The following is a 21,834-nucleotide window of genomic DNA, read 5'->3' on the forward strand; positions in this document are numbered from 1 at the left end:
TGGAAGCCGCGCTGCGCACGGTCGCGCCGTACGGTGGGACCGGTGATGCCGAGAGCCCTTCACCGCGGGCGACGCGGCGGCGCAGCGCCCACGCGCGGGGGTCTCCTCAGGACGCCTGCGCGAGGCCGAGCTCGCCCTCCGGCTCGACAGGCAGCTCGACGAGGAACGTCGTTCCCGAGCCCAGCTGACTGTGCAGATCCACGCGCCCTCCATGCGCTCGCACGATCTCCCGAACAAGGTACAGCCCGAGCCCGAGGCTCTGCGCTTGATGAAGCCCCGTCGCGCGCTCGAACGCCTCGAACACGCGCCGCTGGTCGGCCTCGGCGATCCCGATGCCCTGATCGGAGACCGAGAGGCGAGCGACGGCCCCGTCCGCGTCGGCCACGATCCGAACCGGCTTCCCGGCTCCGTACTTCATGGCGTTCGTCAAGAGGTTCGTCGCGACCTGCTCGAGCCGCAGCCGATCCCACTGGCCCCAGACGGCGCGCTCCCCCTGCACGTGGAGCGCACATCCAGCCAGATCGGCCTGCTCGCTCAGCCTCCCGACGACGTCCCGCACGAGGGCCGTCAGGTCCACCGGCTCACGCGTCAGGGCGAGCCGCCCCACCTGGACGCGCGAGAGGTCGAGCAGGCTGTCGATCAGCAGGCTGAGCCGACCGAGCTGACGCTTGAACGACGTGAGGGACGACGACAACCAGGATGAGGATACCGTCTCTTGCTGCTTGATCGATCGCGTGAGCGTGTCGAGCTTCAGATGGAGACCTGTCAGCGGTGTCTTCAGCTCGTGGGCGAGGAACGCCGTGCGCCTCTCCGCGGCCTCTGCCGCCGCCCGCGCCTCTCGCTCCCTGGCGAGCAAGAGCGCGTTCTCGAGGGAGATGGCCGCTTGCGTGGCGAGCAGCTCGAGGGCGAGGAGCCGCTCGGGCGTGAACGCGTGCGTGGTGAGGTTGTTCTCGAGGTAAAGCAGGCCGATCACCTCGGCCTGCCGCGAGATCGGAACGCAGAGGACCGACCTCGGATTGTGCCGGACGATGTACTCGTCCCCCGAGAACCTGCCCGCCTTCGCGGCGGCATCATCGAGGAGCACGCGCTCCTTGGTGAGCCGCACGTAGTGGAGGATCGAGGCAGGGATGAGCTGGGAGGAGGACACCGGCAACGACTGTAGAACCTTGGTCACGGTCCCTTGTCGCTCCTCGATCGCGGCTTCCGCCTCGATCGTCAGGTCGCCGTTCCGCACGAGGAGGAGGCAGCCCTTCTGGGCACCTCCCTGCTCGAGGACGAACTCGAGCAGGGTTCGCAAGAGCTTCTCGAAGAGGATCTCGCCCGAGATCGTCTGCGACGCCTTGACGACCGAGAGCACGTCGAGCAGGTCCGTGCGCGCGGCGAAGGTGGCGGTGGGCGCGAGCGGCCGTCGCTCGAGGAGCTGCGGATAGAGCTGTTCGAGCTGCCTCACCTTGCCGTCGGCCCCCCAGCGCACGTAGCACGAGCGGGCTTCGCGCAGGTACGTATCGGAGAAGCACTCGAACCCTCGCGCTCGATAGAACCGAGACGCGAGCTCGTAGGCAAGCGCTTCATCGTGGACGAAGCCGCTCTCGCGCGCCGAGCGGATGGCCTCTTCATAGAGGCGCATCGCGTCGAGATCCCGGCCCTCGATGCGGGCGGCCTCGGCGGAGACCAGGGCGTAGCGGCTCCGGAAGTTCTCGGGGCAGCTGTCGGCCCAGTGCCTCAGCTTCTGCAGCTGCTCCTCGAGCGTCCGAGCCAATTGCTGCCGCTGCTCGGCCGGCGCCTGCGCGTGGAGCGCCGTCACCGTGAGCGCGTAGTAGAAGCGGTGCGCCGCCCCCATGGCCAGGGACGCCAGCTGGTCCTGCATCAGCGCGGCGCGGGCTGCGGACTCCAGCGCTTCAGCGTGACGTCCATGCATGAACGCCGCGATCTGCTTCATGATATGATACGCGGCGATCCCGAGGCCGAAGCCCGCCTTCTCGAGGATCGCGAAGCTGCTGTCCTCGTCGAAGCCGCCGCTGTTGAAGCTCGTGGATGCCCGCGTCGCTCCCTTCAGGCTCGCCGCGAGCTGCTCTTCGAGCCGGACCACGTGGTACACGACGTCATTGTGGGTCTGCCGGGCGAAGGCGGCGTACTTCCGCGCGACGTCAATGACGTGATCGAGCGGGTCGCCGTTCTCCAGAACAAGCCACACCATGTTGTACGTCAAGTAACCTGCAAATATGAAGTCTCCGACATCGAGGCAATCGGAAAATGCCTTATCCAGGAGCGGGAGGCTCGTCGCGTAGTGCCTGTACCAGATGCTGATGACGCCCGCGTGGTGGAAGAGCAGCCTCCCCTTCATCATGGCCGTGACGCTCTTGAACTTCTCGTTCAGCCTGAGCGCCATCTCGGAGAACTGGAACGCGCACGGGATGTCCCCGAGGATGGACACCATGACGCCAGCGTAACAACTGTAGACGAAAGAGGACTCCTCGGCGTGTCCGCGCTGCAGGGAGACGTTCACCCCCTTGGCGGTGAGCAGCGGCCAGAGCGCCGGTCGCACGGAGAATACGAGGGGGCACGACTCGGCGATCAGGCCGATGAACACCCGCACGTCTTCGTCGGTCGCCACGGGCGCATCGACGAGATCGGCGATGCGACGCCCGCGCAGGGCGTCCGGGACCTGCCGGATCTCGGCCTCCACGGCCGCCTGGATCTCCTCGTCGGCCTCCGGGAGCGCCACCCCGTAGAGCCGCAGGGCCTCGATCATGACCGTCATGGCATCGCGGTGCCGTCCGGCGATCTGGTAGAGCCGCATGCGCAGCCGGTGGGCCCTGGCCCGGTCGGACCTGGAGCGGGCGTCCTGGAGGATCCGATCGAACAGGGCGTCGGCCGGCTGGAAGTTGCCGGCGAGGGACTCGCATTCGGCGAGCTCCAGGTAGAGCGTGAGCGTGTCCTCGTACCGAGCGCTCCAGGCGTCCGGTGGCAAGAGAGACGCCGCCTGCGCCAGATAGATGCGCGCCGAAGCGTAGGCGACCGAAGCCTTTGCCTTGATCCCTGCCGCGAGGTTGAGCCGGCAGAGCGCCTCCCTCTCGCGTGGATCGGTGATGAGGTGGGCGCCGTGATTGAGCTGGTTCGCGACGTCGAAAGCCCGCTCCTCGATGGCCCCGGCGGGCAGATGAGACACGAGGCGCCGGCCGATCTTGAGGTGCGCTGCGGCCCGCAGATCCTCCGGGATGAGCGAATAGGCCGCCTCCTGGACGCGGTCGTGGAGGAACCTGTACGTGCCTTCGTGGCAGAGGACGAGCCCCGCGCGGACGGCCTGCCAGACCTCCGCGTGCAGCTCCTCCTCCGAGCGGCCGCACGCCATCGTCAAGACGCCGACCTCCGTGGCGTTCCCGAGGCAGGCGAGCTGCTTCAGCGCCTCCTGGGTGCCAGCAGGGAGCCGCGCGAGCTTGTCGACCATCAGGTCGACCACGTTGTCGGTGAAGCCCTTGGCGCGGATCTTCGCCATGTCCCACCGGAACGCGCCCGCGCGGGGGTCGAGCTCGATCAGCCGCTCTTCGTAGAGGGCGATGAGAAACTGGATCGCGAAGAACGGGTTGCCGGCCGTCTTCTCGTGGACCAGGGCCGAGAGCGGCGCGGCGTCCGCAGGGCGGCATTGAAGCAGCTCACTGACGAGCATGGACAGGTGCTCGCGGGAGAGCGGGCCGAGCACGATATCCCGGACGCGCGCGCCCTCCCCCCTCACCTTGTCCAGCGCCGTCATGAGCGGGTGCGAGGGCGTCACCTCGTTGTCGCGATACGCGCCGATGACGAGGAGATGACCCGTGTCGAGGTGCGTCACCAGATCCTGCAGGAGCCCGAGGCTCGCCGAATCGGCCCACTGGAGATCGTCGAGGAAGAGCACGAGGCGGTGCTCCTTCCGGGCAAACACCCCGATGAAGTGCCGGAAGACGATGCGAAACCGGTTCTGCGCCTCGACCGGCGGCAGCTCGGGAGCCGGCGGTTGCGGGCCGATGACCAGCTCGAGCTGCGGGATCAGGTCCACGATGAGCTGCCCGTTGACCGTGAGGACCTCGAGCAACCGCTGCTTCCAGGCCGCGATCCTCTCGCTGTCGGCGAGGAGCTCGAGCACGATCTCCTGAACGGCCTGGACGATGGTGGAGTAAGGGATATCGCGCTTGTGCTGATCGAATTTTCCCGAGGCGAAGAACCCCCGCTCGCGGGCGACGGGCTTGTGCAGCTCGTGGACCAGCGTCGACTTGCCGATGCCGGAGTAGCCGGCTATCAGCGCGAGCTGCGGCGATCCGGTGTCGACAACGCGCTCGAAGGCGCGCAGCAGCGCCGCGATCGCCTCGTCGCGCCCGTAGAGCTTCTGCGGGATCTGCAGGCGGCCCGACGCGTCCTGCTCGCCCAGCGGGAAGGGCTCGATGCTGCCACCGCAGCGCCATGATTCGAAGCACCGTTCCAGGTCATGGCGAAGGCCGCGGGCCGTCTGGTAGCGGTCCTCGGGCATCTTCGCGAGGAGCTTGATCACGATGCGCTCGACCGCCTCGGGCACCTCGGAGACCACCTCGGAGGGAGCCGCGAACGCGCGGGCGATGTGACAATGGATCCATTCCAGCGGATCGCGGGCATCGAATGGAAGCTTCCCCGTGAGCATCTGATAGAACGTGCCCCCCAGGGAATACAGATCGCTGCGGCTGTCGATCCCACGGTTCATCCGCCCCGTCTGCTCGGGCGACATGTAAGGTAGGGACCCCTCGATGAGGCGTGCTGGCTCCGCGGCCTGCTGTTCGCGGGGGAGCCACAAGGCGAGCGCGAGATCGGCGATCTTCACCGCGCCGGTGGCAGAAATGACCAGGATATTCGCGGGCTTGAGGTCTCTGTGAACGACGCCTCGCTGGTGAATGTCGGAGACGGCCCCCGCAATGCGGATAGCGAGCTCGAGGAACGTGCCGATCGCCATCGGCGCGCCGAGCAATCGATCGAGCGGCTCAGCGCCGGAGTCTTCCATGACGAGGGCGAGCGCCCCATCGTACGTCTCGAGGGCGAGGGGCCTGACGATGGCTCCCACGTCGAGCATCTTGCCCGTCTCGTACTCCCTCTTGAGCCGGTCGAGGTCCTTCGGCCGGCAGCTCCTCGGGTCGAGCACCTTGAGGACCACCGGATGGCCGTCGGCGTTTCGAATGGCGCGGTACACGGCGGTGCCGCGGCCCTCGTAAACGGTCTCGCAGATCGTGTAGGAAGAGGGAGGAGACGGGCTCGTCATGCAGGCGCTGGGAGAGGCAGCCTCGGCAGTGGCAGCAGGACCCCGCCTCCCCCGAGGAGGTATAACATTCTCCGCCCCCGTCATGGCCGGCGTTGCTTCGAACATCGAGAAGATCGCGACGATCGCCGGGGCATGGTCCGGATGGAACCCGGGCCGCACGCGCTCGCCCAGGCGTCATGCTCGACGGAGCCGTGGCCGGTGCCTCGCGCCGGGGCTCCGCCGGCGTGTCGAATTTCGGTTCACACCCGCGCCGGCGCGGGCTTGCCTGGGGGAACGCCGGCGGAGGGCCGGCCTCACCCGAGGAGCGGAGCCATGACTCGCATCGATTCGAGAGCACACCTGTGGACCAAGGCGGCGCGGATCCTGACGGCGCTGGGCGCACTGCTGGCCGCGGCGGCGGCCCCGGCCAGCGCGCGCGCCGAGATCCTCGCTTACGACGAGCACGACGGCGAGGCGGGCGGCGCCGTCGGCTGGACGGACGATTGGCCCTTCGCGCGGGCGGGCGGCGAGCTCGCACAGACCCACGGCTACTGGCGCCGCCGGTTCGCGGCCCCGCTGTCGGCCGCGCACGCCACCCGGTGGATCGCCGTCACCGGGCGCATGGCCGCGCCCCCCGTCGGCTACGCGTACCACGTGCCCATGGGCGTCAGCTCCTGGACGAGCGCCCACCAGCACCACGGCCTCCATTTCGACACGTCGAGCCCCGCGGGCCTGCTCGTCGACGACGCCGGCCCGACGAGCGCCATCGCCGGGACCACGCAGCAGACGTGGCTCGCGCGGTACGTCTTCGGCCCCGCCAATGCGAGCGGCCGTCACAGCGCCACCGTGAGCATCTGGGCCGGATCCGGCGCCGGTCGCCGCATCGATCCGGGGGCGCCGCCCGTCGTCGTCCGCACGCTCACCGACACCACGCTGGACAGCCTCTATTCCGGGCAGAGCGACGCCCAGAACATCTTCTTCGTGGAGCGCGAGAGCGTCGCCACGACGGCCAGGGAGGCGCTCGCCGCGCCCGAGCGCGATCTCTACGTGGTCGCGCACCAGGACGACGACCTGCTCTTCATGAACCCCGACATCGCGGATTCGATCCAGGCGGGAAATTTCGTGCAGACCGTCTACGTCACCGCGGGCCTCGGCGGCAATGGCCTGCCCGTCATGGACGAGCGGGAGGCCGGGATGAAGGCCGCGTATGCGGCGATGGCCGGCCTCGCCAATGGCTGGAGCTGCACCGAGGCCGCGGTGCTGGGCAAGGAGCTCGTGCGCTGCGCGCTCGACGGGAGCGCCGGCCGCGTCGGGCTCGTGTTCCTGCGGCTCCCATCGTACCCGGACTCCGCGCTCCTGAGCGACCTCTGGAATGGGGGCGCGCCGACCGTGCCGCGGGTCGACCGCACCGACGATGACCCCGCCGGCGCGGTCCCCGTCGATTACACCCGCGAGGAGCTCGTCGCCGTCCTCTCGCGCCTGATGTCCGATTTCCGCGCGAGCCGCGTCGGCACGCTGAACAGCGACCACGGCCACGCCGGCGACCACACCGACCATTACTACACATCGATGTTCGCGTTCGCCGCGCACCAGGTCTACGCCGCCGGGCACGCGCTCCAGACCTACCGGGGCTACGACATCTCGAGCGAGCAGGCGAACGTCTCCGACGCCGAGTTCGACATCACGTGGGACGCATTCCGGTGGTATGCGCAATGCGACCGGTTCACCTGCACGGACATGAGCGCGTGCGGCACCGGGACCACCTGCGACCCGGACAAGCCCGACTATCGCGCCTGGGCGCGGCGCCGGTACGTGGGCTCGGCGATCGCGGGCGTCTCGGGCCGCCTCGGCGCGCTCGGGGGCAAATGCCTCGCGGCCGGCGGCACGTCGAACGGCGCGCCCGTGGTCCTCGCCGATTGCTCCACGGCCTCGGCGCAGAGATGGACCGTCGCGGAGGACCGCATCGGCGGCATCGGCGGGCGCTGCCTCGGCGTCGCCGGCGGCGCCGCCGCGAACGGCGCCCTCGTGGTGCTCGAGAATTGCGCCGAGACCGCGGGCCAGGTGTGGACGATGCTGGACGGCGGCCAGATCCGCGGCCTCCAGGGGAGGTGCCTCGCGGTCGCCGGGGGCAACACCGCGAACGGCACGCCGGTGCAGATGATCGACTGCAATGGCGGCGAGGCGCAGCGGTTCGCGATTCAGCTCTCGGCGCCCACGCGCTGGTCGTCCGGCAACGATTTCTCGGACGCCCAGATCGGCACGAGCGAGTCCACGACCCGCACGGTCCGGCTCGGCGACGTGAACGGCGACGGCAAGGCCGACGCGTGCGTGCGGCGCGCCGACGGCGTGTATTGCGCGCGCAGCGACGGCGCAGGCAGGTTCCTCCCCGCGCAGCGGTACACGACGGAGTTCTCCGACGCGAACGGCTGGCAGCCCGCGAGATACGGCAACACGATCCAGCTCGCCGACATCGACGGCGACGGCAAGGCCGACGTCTGCGGCCGCGGCATCCACGGCATCCTCTGCCAGGTCGCGAGCGCCGCCGGCGACGCCTTCGTGATCTCCGGCGACGTCTGGTGGACGTACAGCTTCTCCGACGCGGAGGGGTTCGCCGACGCACCGAGCCATTACCGCTCGATCCACCTCGCCGACGTGGACGCCGACGGCTACGCCGACGTCTGCGGCCGCGGCGCCGACGGGGTGCGCTGCGCGATCAACACGACCGCCGGGAGCTTCGGGGCGGCGACGCTCTGGCTCGCCGAGATGTCCGACGCGAACGGCTGGCTGCCGGAGCGTTACGGCGCCACGATCCAGCTCGGCGACATCGATGGCGACGGCGCGGCGGACGCCTGCGGCCGCGGGCCGTCGGGCGTCGTGTGCGCCGTGGCGAGCGCTTCCGGCCCCGGGTTCGTGCGGCCGCACGTCTGGTCGTACAGCCGCGGGGGCGCGCCCGATTACGGCGACGCGTCCGAGTTCGGCGCGGCGCCGGGCCACTGGGGGAGCCTCGGCCTCGGCGACGTCGACGGCGACGGCGACGCCGACCTCTGTGGCCGCGGCGCCTCCGGCGCGCTGTGCGCCATGTCGAACCGCCTCGATTTCGGCGCGGCGCGCCCCGCGTCGCTCGGCGCCTTCGGCAATGCCCAGGGGTGGCTCGCCGCGCGGTACGGCGCGACGGTGCAGCTCGGCGACGTCGACGGCGACGGCCGCGCCGACCTGTGCGGCCGCGCGTCGGACGGCCTCTGGTGCGCGCTCGCGCCGTGAAGCGGTGTCCACGGTCGAGGATTCGATCACGAGCACGATGAGCGCCGTCGCATGGCGGCGGGATCGTCGACCGCGGAAGGTCGGCGGACGGTGACATCCTCGGCGCCACGATGTCCGTCGATCGAGAGCACCTCGAGCGCGAGGTCCGCGAGCGCTGCGAGAGCGGCGCCGTCACGCGGGCCGCCGAGCTCGCCATTCGCGGCGACGGGCCCGAGATCTCGGCTTCCTGACCGCGCTCCTCCGCCCCGAGGAGGACCCCGACGACGTCTTCTCGCTGTGGTGCGAGCGCATCCTGCGCGGGCTACCGACCTTCGCGTGGGCGTGCTCGCTACGCACCTTCGCCTACACGATCGCGCGGAACGCGGCGAAGAACCACGCCCGCGACAGGCGCGTGCGCCCCTCGCTCGGGACGACGGAGCTGAGCGCGATCGAGCAGCAGGTGTGTGGCCCAGCGGGGCGCCCTGCGCCGCCGCGTCGCCCGCGGTCGAGGGCTCGCGGCATCACCGGTCCCACCGTACGGCCACGCTGCACGCGCCGGGTGACATAGAGAACCGTGACCTCCCCGAACGCGAGCTCCCCCGCACCGCGCCGCGAGCGCATTCCGTCCCATCGCACATTTGTGAACGCACACACACGTCGATGATCACATCGCCTCTGCGCCAGTCGAGCGGGCCGGCGAAGATCGCGATCCTGCGCCCACCCCGCTGAACGCGGCGCTCCGGACGGACCCTCGCTCGACGCGGCGCTCCGAAGGAGACCCGCTCGCCTCGTCCTCCCTCGGGCTCGAGGACAGCCGCAGGCCGGTCGATTGGCATTGACATCCAATATGTTAACGCTCACATTTGCCTGGAGGTGCATCCTTTTGCTTGGGCGATCGACGGCATGTCGCCGGGGTCCGTGGGGCGCCTGAAGGCCCGTGTACATCTGCCCCGTCAGCACCACGGGAGGATGGCAAGATCAAATCAACCTCGCCCGGTCGGCGCCGGGCCGGACGCTGCCGCATCCGGGTCGCGATGAATATTCATAGTATGAATCGGATCGAGGGCGACGCCTCGGGGTCATACTTGTCTACCAGCGACTCGAATCGCGGAGAGACGCGAATGGGGCCCCTCTCTTCGATCGCTCGATGAAATATGGAATCGCTATGAAGACCAAATCGAATTGGGCTGTCACCTGGGCCGCGCTGGGCATGATTGTCGGCGCTTGCGGCGGCTTGAATGACGACGGCAACCTTGGGGGAAGCGGCGGAGCCTCGGCGGCCACAGGAGGGAGCGTGAGCGGCTCGGGCGGCGAGCAGGCGGGCGCCACCGGAGGGTCTCTACCCACGGGGTCGGGTGGCTCACAGAACACGACCGGAGCGTCCGAGCCCTCCGGCTCGGGCGGCGGATCGCCTGCCGGCGGCGGGGAAATGGCGGGCGGGAACGGAGGCTCGGGCGACGGCAGCGGCGGCGGCTTCACCGGCACGTGCACCGAGTCACAGCCGGTTCGCCGAAACGTGTCGGGGAGCGGCCCTCATGAGGTGGTCGTCGAGACGAACCCAGACCCGGGCATCAACCAGGGAACTATCTTCCGTCCGGCGGATCTCGGTGGGGACGCCAAGTATCCGATCTTCGTCTGGGGGCAGGGCGGATGTTCGCGAGACGGGTTCGCGACTGAAGCGGCCATGGCCGAAATTGCCTCGCATGGCTACTTCGTGGTGGCGGACGGGACACCGGGAAACACGGAGCCCAACCGCGAGCTCGGGGGCGGAGGCGACGTGCTGCTCGCCTACGTCGACTGGGTGATCGCTGAGAACGGGAAGCCTTGCAGCGCCTACTACCAGCGTATCGAAACCACGAAGGTCGCCTCGAACGGCTTCTCCTGCGGCGGCTTGATGGCGGCGGGGACCGCCGCAGATCCCAGAATGACGACCTGGGGACACACGAGCAGCGGCTCTTTCTCGGCGAATCAGGCATTCTACAAATCGATTCATACACCCGTGTTGATCGTCACCGGCACCGAGGATAGCCTGGGCGCGGACGAGAACGGCGCGAGAGACTTCGAGAACATCGCCGCCCAGGGTGATATCCCGGTCATGATGTTCGCCAAGGTCGGCGCGGATCATGGGGGCGATCTGTGGGCTCGGAACGGCGGCGAGTTCACTCAGGTCAACCTGGCGTGGCTCAACTGGTGGCTCAAGGGCGACCAATCGGCCACCGGCAAGGGCATGCTCGTCGGCGCGAGCTGCCGCTTCTGCAGCGACAGAAGCTGGAATATCTCTTCTGCCAATCTGCCCTAGAGTGGATCGCCAACCCGCCTTGCTCCGAGGAGCAGGGCGGGTTGACCGACAAGGAGGGCCCCGCAAGCCGTGGCGTGAAGGCGCCCGGTCGATGCGTGGATAAGCTGTTTGTCACGTCGCAGGGTCATGGCGCCCCCCCCGTCGCAGGGTCATGGGGCCAGGGGGCCGCCCCCGCCCTCCACGGGCTGGCCCCATGAGGCTGCAAGCTGCCATGACCGCAAGCGGGACAGGCCGGCGCCAGCAGACGCACGCGCGGCGCGGCTTGTCCTACATCATCGCCTCCTGCTCGCCCAGGCTGCGCCTCGCGCGCTCCTCCTCGCCCAGGCTGCGCCTCGCGCGCTCCGTTGTTCAACCTTGACAGGTGAACAGTACTGCGCAAAGGTTCGACCGGGTATGCCTGCGCCCGCACCCCCTTCGAACGAGGAGACGACAATGCCCATGATCGGACGACAGTGCACACGCGATGGCAGGACGGTCTGCCTTCCGATGAGTCAGACCGGTCTGCCGGTGAATCAAGAGGAGCCCGGGCTCACGCTCGTTTACGGGTGGTCGAGCGAGGAGCGCCGCGCGCAAGGGCTTCCAGCTTCGATCCAAGGAGTCGAGCTCCGCACCGACTCGGGCAAGGTCCTCGCGTTCGACTATTGCCCGTTTTGCGGCGAGAAGTTCGCGGGGAGCGCGAGGAGCGTCCGAGCGACCGTCGCGCGGCGCACCGCTTCGGAAGGCGCCCGCACCGAGTCGCCGCCGGTGGTGGTCGAGCGCGCGCAGCGGGCCGGGCGCGCGATCGAGGTCGCGCCGCCTCCCCCTCCGAGCGCACCGGCGCGCGCGCAAGCGGCGACGGGCTCGACGACGCTGAAGGTGCTTCGCGAGAAGCTCGGCCTCTCGCAGGCCGAGCTCGGCGAAAAGCTCGGCCTCGCGCGCAGCTCGGTCGCCAACTACGAAAACGGACGGTCGCCTCTGTCGCAGCGGCTCCGCAAGTGGGTCGCAAAGCACGAAGCGAAGCTCACCGAAGGGCGAAACGGCGCAGCCGGCCGCAGGAGCGCGGCCGCCTAGGACCGCGTTCCCCGAGCTCGTCCCTGGATCTGCAGCGTGCCCTCCCCGCTGCGACGCGGCCGACCGGGCTCATGAACGGAGCGGTCGTCGCGGAACAGACGCGACGGCCGACCGCGCAGCGCCACCGCCGAGGGAGCTCCTCGAGGGGCGCGCCGTCGAGCTGTTCTCCATGGCCGGGGCGAACAGGGCGCTCGACCACACCCGCCGGGGCAAGGCGCGGCTCCGCACCGTGATGTCCGGGCTGGCTCGCAGGACCCGCCCCGCGCTCGAAACGACGAGTTTCAGCTGAAGTACAGTTGAATCGTCCTCTCCTGCCCGCTCATTTCACGACGACCTTCGCCGTCGTGAACTTGACTGTCCCGCTGTTGGACTGGGCTTCGAGCAACAGCTTGATCTCGTGCAGATTCCCGAGAGGAAGGCCGAACTTTTCCCACTGGGTGAAGTGTTCGGAAACGGAGATGGTGCCGCACGTGCGCGCCGTCCGACGGATGCTGAAATACTGATCGAACGTTTCACTTGAACCAGTGATGGCCGGCTTGTTCACGCGGGTTTTCTTCCACACGTCGTAGGTCTCGCCATCGGCAGTGAGCGTGCCCACCTCGTCCCGCGGCGTGCCGTCGGAAGAAAACCCTCCCGGCTTTTGGCTCCCCCAGTCGTCGAGGATGTAGAACTCGCGCAGCGGGTTGACGGTCCAGCCGTAGATGCCGATGTACGTGAAGCCGCCGTCCTCCTCCGTCTTTGTATGCGCGAACTCCGCCGAGATGGTGCCGATCTGGGTGTGCTTCTGGGTCTGGTTGAAGTCGAGCCCGACGCGCGCCAGGAAATCCTCGACGTCGTTCCATGCCGCGCTGAACGTGGCGTCGACGCCGTGCACGGTCATGCAGCCCGACCCGCCTCCTTCCGCCCAGAGCTCATAACCGTAACCCCTGCCCGCATTGCCTCGGCGGTTCGAACAATACTCCATGCCTCCGGTCAGGGGTGTCGCAGGCGGGCAGGTGTCCGCGCCGCCGCCCGTGGGCCCGCCGCCGCCGCCGCCGTCGCCGGTGGAGCCACCTCCACCCGTCGCTCCGCCCGCACCAGGGAGCCCGCTGCTGCTGCTGCTGCTCGCGCCGCCACTCCCCGTGACGCCTCCAGTAGCGGAGGCAGCGCCCGCGCCCCCGGCGCCTGGTTGGCCACCGCTGCCGCTCCCGCCGGTGGATCCTGCGATCGAGCCGCCGCTCCCGTCTTCGTCCTTCACCTCCCCGGAGCCGGAACAGCCCGCGAAGGCCACGGCAGCGAGGCAAGCGGCGAGGGTACCCAGCGACCAGCGGGACGGAACGAGAACCTTCATGGCTGGAGCATGCCAGAGTCTGCACAGTTTGATCAAGAGAGGCGAACCGTTTGAAGGATAGCTCGTCGTCGGGTTGCCGCATCGGGCAGAAGTTTCCAGAACCGCGCGAAGATTCCCTTCACTTCGTCACGCCCGACCCTGCCGAGTGAGGACCAAGGTCCCCACTCACCTCACGATCGTCGCCGCGGCGCGCCCTCCCGCTGGTGGACCGTTCGACAAGCCTTTCAACGTAGTCATCGAGCAGGCCGCGCAACCGAGCGGCACCTCAGGTCCGGGACCAGCGCGAACAATGGCGAGCATTGGTTATCTTCACTGCTCGCCTGATCGCCTGAAAGCGCCTGACAAGTTGACCGGTGCGGGGGGACGGGGCGAGCAGGAGCCTGCACGGTTGCCGGGAAGCGTGGGGACGGCCACGGCTTTGCCGTGCAGCAGAGGTTGCCCGAAAGATTCCCCAGCGGGAGGGGAGGATCGGTGGTCGCATTCCGCCCCGTTCGATACTACGATGATTTTACTACGATGATGCTCGGATAACAGCGCCCCTCAACGACGCGAGGGGGGAAACGATGGAGCTGCGGGATTACACGCTGGAGAAGGTAGTCTACGACGGCGACGAGACACGGGTATGGCGCGCGGTCCATGTCCCCTCGCGGGCGCGCGTGGCAATCAAGATCCCGGTGGCTGAGGTGCCCAGTCCGCGCGTGATGGGGCGGCTGATCCACGAGCGCAAGGCGCTCATGCAGCTCGCCGAGGTGCCCGGGGTGGCGCGCGCACGGGCGCTGGAGCAGCAGGGCGGCACGGCGGCGCTGGTGCTGGAGGATCCTGGCCTCGGCTCGCTCGATCGCCTGCTCGCCAAGCAGGGGCGCTTGCCGGTCGGGACCGCGCTGCGGCTCGGCCGGCTCCTGTCACGGGTGCTCGAGGGGGTGCATGCCGCTGGCGTGATGCACAAGGACATCAAGCCGCAAAACGTGCTGGTGGACGAGGCGTGCGAGGGGGTCACGCTGCTCGATTTGGGTGCGGCTCTTCTGGAACGAGGGCGTTTTGCTCATTTCACCCGGCGCAGTTTGGGTCGAGGCGGCGGCAGCGGTGAGGGGACATCGCCTCCTGCATAACGTGCACGGTGCGTTCGGTCATGCTCCTGCTGCAGGTGGAACGCCCAGTAGGCTTCGAAGTCGCCGCTCGAGCGCAGCGAGCGGAGGCGCAGCACCGCCTCTGCGCCTTGGAGCGACCAGCGAGCCCCGGTGCGGTCCATGCGATCCTTGACGAGATGGCGGCATGCGCCCTCGATCACCCCCGTGGCGATGGGCAGCCCCGCTGCGAGCGCGCGATCGTAGTGCAAGAGCGTCCGATGCTTCACGAGGTAGCCGATGCAGGTATCGAGCGTCACCGCTGTCCCCATGTCCACCACGCGGCTGCTGGCATGGCGCCGGATGGTGCTGGCAATGGCTCCGGCCGTGCGCCCCGCGAGCAGCTCGTGCAGCCGGCACGTCACCCACTGCTCGACCTCCTTGGTCCCGTCGGCGAAGAAGCAGTGCGCGGCCTTCCAGAGATATTCAAGCACGTGGATGATATCGAGGACTATTGTGATCTCGACGCATGCCTTCTTCGCGGCGCGCTTGACCAGGGTGATCTGGTCCTTGTTGCCGTCGACCAGCACCACCCACCGCCGAAGGCGTTCCGGATCGCGACGCAGGCCTTCAGCAAACGCCGCCGAGATCACCTCTCGCGATGACTTCTCCACGCTCGCCCAGACCCGTTTGTTCACCGGCCGCGGCCGTTGCGCGGCGACGTCATGCACAGGGCGCAAGTCGTTCACGATGTCGTCAGGCGTGCGGACCCAGGGGTCTATCGTGTAGAGGGTGGCGACCTCGGCCATTCGCTTCCGGTTGCGCTTCTCGCCCTTGGCGAGGCGCTTCGTGAGCTTGTGTTTCCCCGCTTCCGCAGCCTTCCGCGTCGCAGGTCGGAGGTCTTCGCGCCGCATCGCGATCCCCTTGCCGTCGAAGCTGAGTACCAGCAGCGCCTGAGTGTCCTCGACTTCGACGGCGCGGGTGGAGTAGAACGCATCGAAGTCCTGCGCGGCGCGCTCCGCGAGCTCCTCCACCTGGCGCTTCGGCACCGCGGCGCCGGTCGATTTTCTCAATCCCTCAACGACCTCATCGAACGAGCTGCGGGCGGCGCTCTCGGCGACGTAGCGACGGACGCTGTGCGAGTAGAGCTCGTCCGGGAGGCTCAGCGCCGCATCCATCGGATGAAGACCGGGGACGCCCGGCGCCTGATAGGCCGCGCGTGGCACATCGACCTCTCCGACGACCGACATGAGCGCTCTGCTGCTGAGACGTCGATGCTTGCGCTGAACGCCGTCCGCGCCCTTGACCTCCACGGGCCTTTCGCGCTCGGCCCGAAGCTCGAGGTGGGCCTGGAGGAGCCGCCGCTGGTACTCGCGCCCCTCGTCGACGACGAACCCCTCCAGCTCGGCATGCGTGCTCTCCATCGACTCGGATGACCGAAGATGCTTCTCCATGGCTTCTGCCTGCTCCCGGGCGCTCTCGAAAGGGTCCTGACCTGCTGCAACGGCGTACGCGGCGCTCACGACCAAGTCCTCCTGCCGGTCCAACCTGCCTGTCGGGACCGGCCTCTTGCAGAGGCCATGGATACGTCAGATTCGTGGAATTTCAACGCGTTGCATTTTCGCGCCCGGAATTATCACCTGTGGCGAAGTATACGATCGTCAATCCGTCGAATGTGGCCTCGCCCGCGCCCGGATTCTTTCACCTCTCGCGGCCGAACCTGGGCTGCGGCTTCGCGCTTGGGCCGGCGGATAAGTGCACGGCATCAACGTCGCAGGGGGGCCAAGTCCACCGGCTACGTCGACGGGCGTCTGCGTCGATGTGATAGGGGCGCGGTCCCAGGGACCGCGCCTTCGGCGCAACACCATGAAAGCGCACGGACTTTTGTCGTCGCCAAGGATCTACACCCGCTCGATTTCGGCATCGCCTCGTTCCTGTCCCAAGAGGCGACCGAGGCGAGCATCCCCGAGGCGCTGGAGGGGACGCTGGTCTATATTTCCCCGGAGCAGACGGGGCGCACAGCGCGCGCGCTCGATACGCGCACGGACCTGTACTCGCTGGGGGTGACGCTCTTCGAGGTGATGTCGGGGCGGCTGCCGTTCACGGAGCGCGATCCGCTCTCGCTCGTGCACGCGCACCTGGCCAAGGACCCGCCTCCGCTCGATTCCGTCGCTCCGGAGGTCCCTGGGGCCGTGGCAGCCATCGTGGCGAAGCTCCTGGCCAAGGATCCGGAGCGACGCTACCAGACGGCCCGCGGCGTGGCGGAGGATCTGGAGGAGGCTCTCCGGCAATGGGACGAGCGGGGCGCGGTGGAGCCGTTCGGCCTGGGAAGAAAGGACTTCTCGCGCAAGCTCCGGTTGCCGCAGGTCCTGGTGGGGCGGGAGCGCGACGTCGAGCGGATGGGCGAGTCCTTTGCGCGCGCCGCGCAGGGCGTGACGGAGCTCCTGCTCGTCGGCGGCCCCTCGGGCATCGGCAAGACGGCGCTGGTGCGCACCGTCTACAGGGATATCGCGCAGGCGGGGCGCGGGCTCTTGATCGCGGGCAAGCACGATCAGCTCGCGCGGTCGACGCCGTACGCGGCGCTAGCGCGAGCGTTCGGGGCGCTGATGCGCCAGTGGCTCTCCAGCTCGGAGGCGGTGCTCGAGGCCTGGCAGGCGCGGATCCGGCGCGAGGTCGGGGACAACGCGCGGCTCATCGCGGACGTGGTGCCCGAGCTCGACCTGGTCATGGGCAAGCTGCCGCCGGTGCCGCCGGTGGAGGGCGAGCAGGTGCTCAACCGGCAGAAGCTGACGTGGCTGAATTTCGTGCGAGCCGTCACGGCGCCGAACCCGCCGCTCGTGATGTTCCTGGACGACATGCAGTGGGCCGACAGCGCGACGCTGATCATCCTGCAGACGCTGCTGACGGACGTGGAGCGTAAATCGCTGCTGGTGATCGCGGCGTACCGCGACAACGAGACGCCGCCCGAGCACCCGCTGTGGAAGCTCGTGGAGGCGGCGGAGAAGAGCGAGGCCAAGGTCTCGCGAATTACGGTGGGTCCGCTGTCGGGAGAGCAGGTGCAAACGTGGTGCTCGCGGACGCTGGAGAGCGAGCCCGCGCGGGTGGAGCCGCTGGCACGCGTGCTTTCGCACAAGACCCGCGGAAACCCCTTCTTCCTGGAGCAGTTGCTGCTCTCCCTGCACCGGCAGAAGCAGGTGGTGAGGGACCCGGAGAGCGGGGCGTGGCAGTGGGAGCAATCGTCGCTGGAGAAGGCGGGCGTCACCGATAACGTGGTGGCGCTCTTGACAGACGAGGTGCGCGAGATGCCCGAGCCGACGCAGCAGCTCCTGGGGCTCGCGGCCTGCGCAGGTCACACGTTCCACCTGCAGGACCTGGAGCGGCTCAGCGGGTGGGAGCGCGCCCCGGTGACGGGGGCGTTATGGCCGGCGCTGGATGCCGAGCTGGTGGTGCCGGTCGATGGGGCTTACCGCCCCGCGCAGGCGCTCGGAGGCACTGGCGGGGTGGCGCTGGACGCGGCGTACCGGTTCCTGCACGACCGCGTGCAGCAGGCGAGCTACGAGCGGATCTCGCCGGAGCAGCGGGTGCTCGCGCACTTGGAGATCGGCCGGCGGCTCCAGGCGCGTTATCGTGCCGAGGGGGGTACGGCCCAGCAATTCCTGGAGCTCGTGCGGCACCTGAACCTGGGCTCGGCGCGGCTCGAGTCCGTGGAGGAGCGCGAGGCGCTCGCGCGGCTGAACCTGCAGGCCGCGCGCGCCGCGAAGGCGGCGAGCTCGTACCGATTGATGGCCAACCTGCTGGACAGCGCGCAGGCGCTCCTCGGCGAGCGCGCCTGGGAGCAGGAGCGCGAGCTGTCGGCGGAGATCGGGTTGGAGCGCCTGGAGGCCGCCTATCTGTTGCGGGAGTTCGACGACGTCGAGGCGCGGGCGCTCGCCTTGCTGGACAGGTCTCCGCCGGAGGTCGCCTGGCTCTCGGCGCAGGAGATCCGCACGCGCTGCTGTGTCGCCACGGGGCAGTACGCGCGGGGAATCGGGCTCGGGATGGCCGCGCTTGCGAGGCAGGGCATCACGTTCCCCGACACGGATGAGGCGTGTCAGGCAGCGCTCCTGCAGGAGTCCACCGAGCTGGATCAATGGCTCGAGCACGACCCGGACGGGTTTGATCGAATGCAGGTCGATCAGTCGCAGGAGCACCGGCTCATCGACGCCCTGATGACGCAGGCGCAGCTCTGCGCGATTTACGGTGGCCGGCCGATGTTGTATTCGCTCGTCATCGCCCGCATCGTGTCCGAGGCGATACGGCGGGACGCGCTCACGCCGGCTGCCACCTTCATGATCTGCAGCTTCGCCAACGCATGGTCGGTGGCGACGGGCATGTATCGCCGTGTCATGCGCTGGCTCACGCCCGGGGTGCGCGCCGCAGAGCGTGTGGGCTCCCAGATGCTCCCCGAGTGCATCGCGCTCAAGGGGATCTACCTTGTCCACTCGAGGCCCATCGATGAAGCGTCCCTCGTGTACGAGCAAGCCGTCGCAGCCGGCTTGAAGATCGGGTCGTTTCAAGGCACGAGCTGGGGGCTCCTGTCCGACCTGCTCTACTACCGGGTGTGGCGTGGTCTGCCGCTCGGCCAGGTCGATGCGCAGCAAAAGGCTCGCTGGGAGCTGGTGCAGCGCGCAGGGGACGCCGTCGGGCGACACCACTTCGAGCTGGTCGCGTCCTACTGCGAGGTCTTGATGTCTCCTGACGGAGCCAAGCGCCTCCTGGAGGAGGAGCCGTTGCCACGAGGTTCGCGCTCCCTCCTGGCCGATGGGGACAGGTACACCGGAGGGTTCGCTCGTACCCTGGAAGGGTATCTGTTCTGTGCTGTCGGCAAGTGGGAGCGGGCGCTGGCGAGGATGCGGGAGGCGGAGCTGTTCCAGGCAGACATCCTTGGAGTTCCGCCAGTGACGGACATCGCGCTCTTCCTCGCGCTCGCGGCAGCGAAGTGCTGGCCCAGCGCCGCCACGAGCGAGGAACGGGCGCGGCTGCGGCGGCACATCGAGCACGGCCTCGCGCGATTGCGCTGTTTCACCGAAGGCTGCGAGGCCAATTTCCTCCACAAGCTGCGCCTCGGCGAGGCGGAATACGCCCGCGTCCTGGGCAAGCCCGATGAGGCAGCGGCCAAATACGACGAGGCCATCGAGCTGGCGCGCGAGCACCGCTTCCTGCACATCGAGGCCCTGGCAGCCCAGCTCTCCGCCGAGTTTCGACTGGAGACGGGCAAGAGCCACGTCGGGGCGATGTACCTGCGCGAGGCTCACGATGCCTACGCGCGCTGGGGCGCTCACGCCGTGGTCGCCCATCTGCGCGCGAGGTATCCCGCCGTGCTCAAGGTGTCCGTGCACACGTCGACCCCCGAGCGTACGACCGTAACGGCGACCACCACGACCACGGGTGGGTCCACGGGCGCGCATTTCGACGTGAAGACCGCGGTGCGCGCGGCGCAGGCGCTCTCGGTCGAGCTCGACCCGGGGCGCGTGGTGGGCCGGCTGATGGAGCTCACGCTGGAGAACGCGGGGGCGCAGCGCGGCGCCCTGGTGCTCAGCGAAGGGGAAGCGCTCTCGGTCGTTGCTCGGCTATGGGTGGAGGAGACCCGCATCGAGGCGGGGCTGTCGGAGCCTCTCGGGCAGAGCCACGACGTGCCGGTGGCGGTGGTGCAGTATGCGGCCCGCACGGGCGAGCCGGTGGTGATAGGCGACGCGAGGTCCGAGGCGCGCTTCGCCGGCGACCCGTACCTGGCATTGCACGCGGTGCTCTCGCTGCTGGCGCTGCCCTTGACGCACCGGGGCCATGTAGTCGGCGTGCTGTACCTGGAGCACCGCGACGTGCCGTCGGCGTTCCCTCCCGCGCGCGTGGAGCTCTTGTCGGTGCTCGCCTCACAGGCAGCGATCGCCGTCGAGAACGCCGTGCTGTATCGGGACCAGGAGGTCAAGATCCAGGAGCGCACGGCGCAGCTGCGGATCGCCAAGGAGGCTGCCGACCGCGCCAATCGAGCGAAGAGCGATTTCCTCTCGAGCATGAGCCATGAGCTACGCACGCCCCTCAATAGCATCCTGGGTTACGCTCAGTTCCTCATGCGAGCGCCCGAGCTCTCGCCGAAGAGCCGCGAAGGGGTGCAGATCGTGAAGAGATCGGGCGAGCACCTGCTGGCGTTGCTCAACGACCTCCTGGACCTGGCGAAGATCGAGGCCGGCAAGATGGAGCTCGTCCCCCGGACGTTCGACTTCCCCTCCTTCGTGCACAACGTGGTGGACCTCTGCGGCGTGCGCGCCGAACAGAGGGGCATCGCCTTCACCCACGAGGTGCGGGCCCCGGCGCTCGCCGCCGTGCACGCCGACGAGAAGCGCTTGATGCAGGTGCTCCTGAACCTGCTCGGCAACGCCATCAAGTTCACCGAGCGCGGCGCGGTCGCCCTGCTCGTCGACGTGCTGGACGAGGGCGGAGGAGATGGGCAGCGCGAGGTGCGCTTCCGGATCGAGGACACGGGCACCGGCATCGCCCCGGAGCACCTCGCGCGCATCTTCGACCCCTTCGAGCAGGTGGGAGACCAGAGGGTGAAGAGCGAGGGCACCGGGCTCGGCCTCGCCATCAGCAAGAGGATCATCGAGCAGATGGGCGGAACCATCCATGTCGAGAGCGAGATCGGCAAAGGCAGCGCCTTCACGGTGGCGCTCACGCTAGCCGAGGCGCTCCCTCCCGCGGCCGCCGCCGAGGCCCTGGGGTGGGACACGATCACCGGTTATCGCGGCGAGCGCCGCAAGATCCTCGTCGTGGACGACAACCCCGGTAACCGCGCGTTGTTCGGCGATCTGCTGGTCCCCATAGGCTTCGACCTCGTCGAGGCCGACGGCGGCGAAGCCGCGCTGCGGCTGGCGCTGGAGCACAGGCCGGCGCTGATCCTGATGGACCTGGCCATGCCAGGGCTCGACGGCTATGAGACCACGCGTCGCCTGCGGCAGATGCCCGAGCTCGACGGGGTGGTGATCCTGGCCTCGTCGGCGAACGTCACCGCCGCCGAACAGCCGAAGGGGGCCCACGCCGGCTGGGACGACTTCTTGCCCAAACCGGTGCAGGCCGGCCTGCTCTTCGAGAAGATCGGGCGTTCCCTGGGCGTGGAATGGACGCATGAGCCGGCGAGAGCCGCGGCCCGCATGGCGGTGAAGCGGGATAGCGCGCTGGTGCCGCCCTCGGCCGAACAGCTATCGCGGCTATCGTGGCTGGTGGCGTCGGGCCATATCCGGAACGTGCTGGCGGAGGCGGAGCGGATGCAGCAAGACGAGCCGCGACTCGGCCCCTGGCTCGAGCAGCTCCAGACGCTGGCGCGGACCTATCAGCTGCGGAAGCTGCAGGAGTTCGTCGAGGAGCATGCCGCGGTAGGCCGGGCGGTGGCCGGCGAGAGCACCTGACGAGCAACCGACGAGGAGGCGGATCGTATCATGGAATCCTGGGCGTGGACCCCGTATCAGATCATATGGCCCTCACGGCTTTCCCTGCGGCCGCGGCCAATCGGATTGCTGTCGCCCTGTCGCGCGAGTGATCGGCGTCCATGGGAAATTTCGGTCCGGCTGCCCCGGGGGTTCGC

9 protein-coding genes are annotated in these 21,834 nt (G+C 68.8%); 6 read left to right on the forward strand and 3 right to left on the reverse strand.

Annotation, left to right across the window (positions count from 1 at the left end; translation table 11 throughout):
- Nucleotides 1-106 precede the first annotated feature (106 nt).
- The gene (locus tag WMF17_RS31255; RefSeq protein WP_437644622.1) at nt 107-5,257 is read right to left on the reverse strand and encodes an AAA family ATPase; all 5,151 of its coding nucleotides are present in this window, start codon (nt 5,255-5,257) and stop codon (nt 107-109) included.
- 312 nt (nt 5,258-5,569) lie between these two features.
- On the opposite strand from WMF17_RS31255, the gene WMF17_RS31260 reads away from it, so the two are divergent.
- The 4 genes from WMF17_RS31260 (at nt 5,570) to WMF17_RS31275 (ending at nt 11,825) form a co-directional block, all read left to right on the forward strand.
- Nucleotides 5,570-8,497, forward strand: a complete 2,928-nt coding sequence (locus WMF17_RS31260; RefSeq protein ID WP_437644623.1) for an FG-GAP-like repeat-containing protein — start codon at nt 5,570-5,572, stop codon at nt 8,495-8,497.
- A gap of 274 nt (nt 8,498-8,771) precedes the next feature.
- The gene (locus WMF17_RS31265) at nt 8,772-9,044 is read left to right on the forward strand and encodes a hypothetical protein (RefSeq protein WP_437604324.1); all 273 of its coding nucleotides are present in this window, start codon (nt 8,772-8,774) and stop codon (nt 9,042-9,044) included.
- 597 nt (nt 9,045-9,641) lie between these two features.
- Nucleotides 9,642-10,775, forward strand: a complete 1,134-nt coding sequence (locus WMF17_RS31270; RefSeq protein WP_437596859.1) for an alpha/beta hydrolase family protein — start codon at nt 9,642-9,644, stop codon at nt 10,773-10,775.
- A gap of 486 nt (nt 10,776-11,261) precedes the next feature.
- Complete coding sequence (locus WMF17_RS31275) at nt 11,262-11,825, forward strand: helix-turn-helix domain-containing protein (RefSeq protein ID WP_437596860.1); 564 nt, start codon at nt 11,262-11,264, stop codon at nt 11,823-11,825.
- A 319-nt stretch (nt 11,826-12,144) separates the two neighbouring features.
- Here WMF17_RS31275 and WMF17_RS31280 read toward each other — a convergent pair whose 3' ends face one another.
- Nucleotides 12,145-13,155 (reverse strand): glycoside hydrolase family 11 protein, encoded by a 1,011-nt coding sequence (locus WMF17_RS31280; protein WP_437644625.1) that lies wholly within the window; start codon nt 13,153-13,155, stop codon nt 12,145-12,147.
- A gap of 563 nt (nt 13,156-13,718) precedes the next feature.
- Here WMF17_RS31280 and WMF17_RS31285 point away from each other — a divergent pair.
- Nucleotides 13,719-14,264 (forward strand): protein kinase domain-containing protein, encoded by a 546-nt coding sequence (locus WMF17_RS31285; protein ID WP_437644626.1) that lies wholly within the window; start codon nt 13,719-13,721, stop codon nt 14,262-14,264.
- Here WMF17_RS31285 and WMF17_RS31290 read toward each other — a convergent pair.
- Nucleotides 14,198-15,742 carry an ISKra4 family transposase gene (locus WMF17_RS31290; protein WP_437643636.1) on the reverse strand — a complete coding sequence of 515 codons (1,545 nt, stop codon included), beginning with the start codon at nt 15,740-15,742 and terminating at the stop codon, nt 14,198-14,200. The two genes, WMF17_RS31285 and WMF17_RS31290, sit on opposite strands and share 67 nt — an antisense overlap.
- Nucleotides 15,743-15,958: 216 nt before the next feature.
- Here WMF17_RS31290 and WMF17_RS31295 point away from each other — a divergent pair, with 216 nt between their 5' ends.
- Nucleotides 15,959-21,658, forward strand: coding sequence for an AAA family ATPase (locus WMF17_RS31295; protein WP_437644628.1), 5,700 nt, complete (start codon nt 15,959-15,961; stop codon nt 21,656-21,658).
- Nucleotides 21,659-21,834 lie beyond the last annotated feature (176 nt).

Origin of the sequence: Sorangium sp. So ce362 (genome assembly GCF_051519845.1) — a bacterium.
In the GTDB taxonomy this organism is placed as follows: Bacteria; Myxococcota_A; Polyangia; order Polyangiales; family Polyangiaceae; genus Sorangium.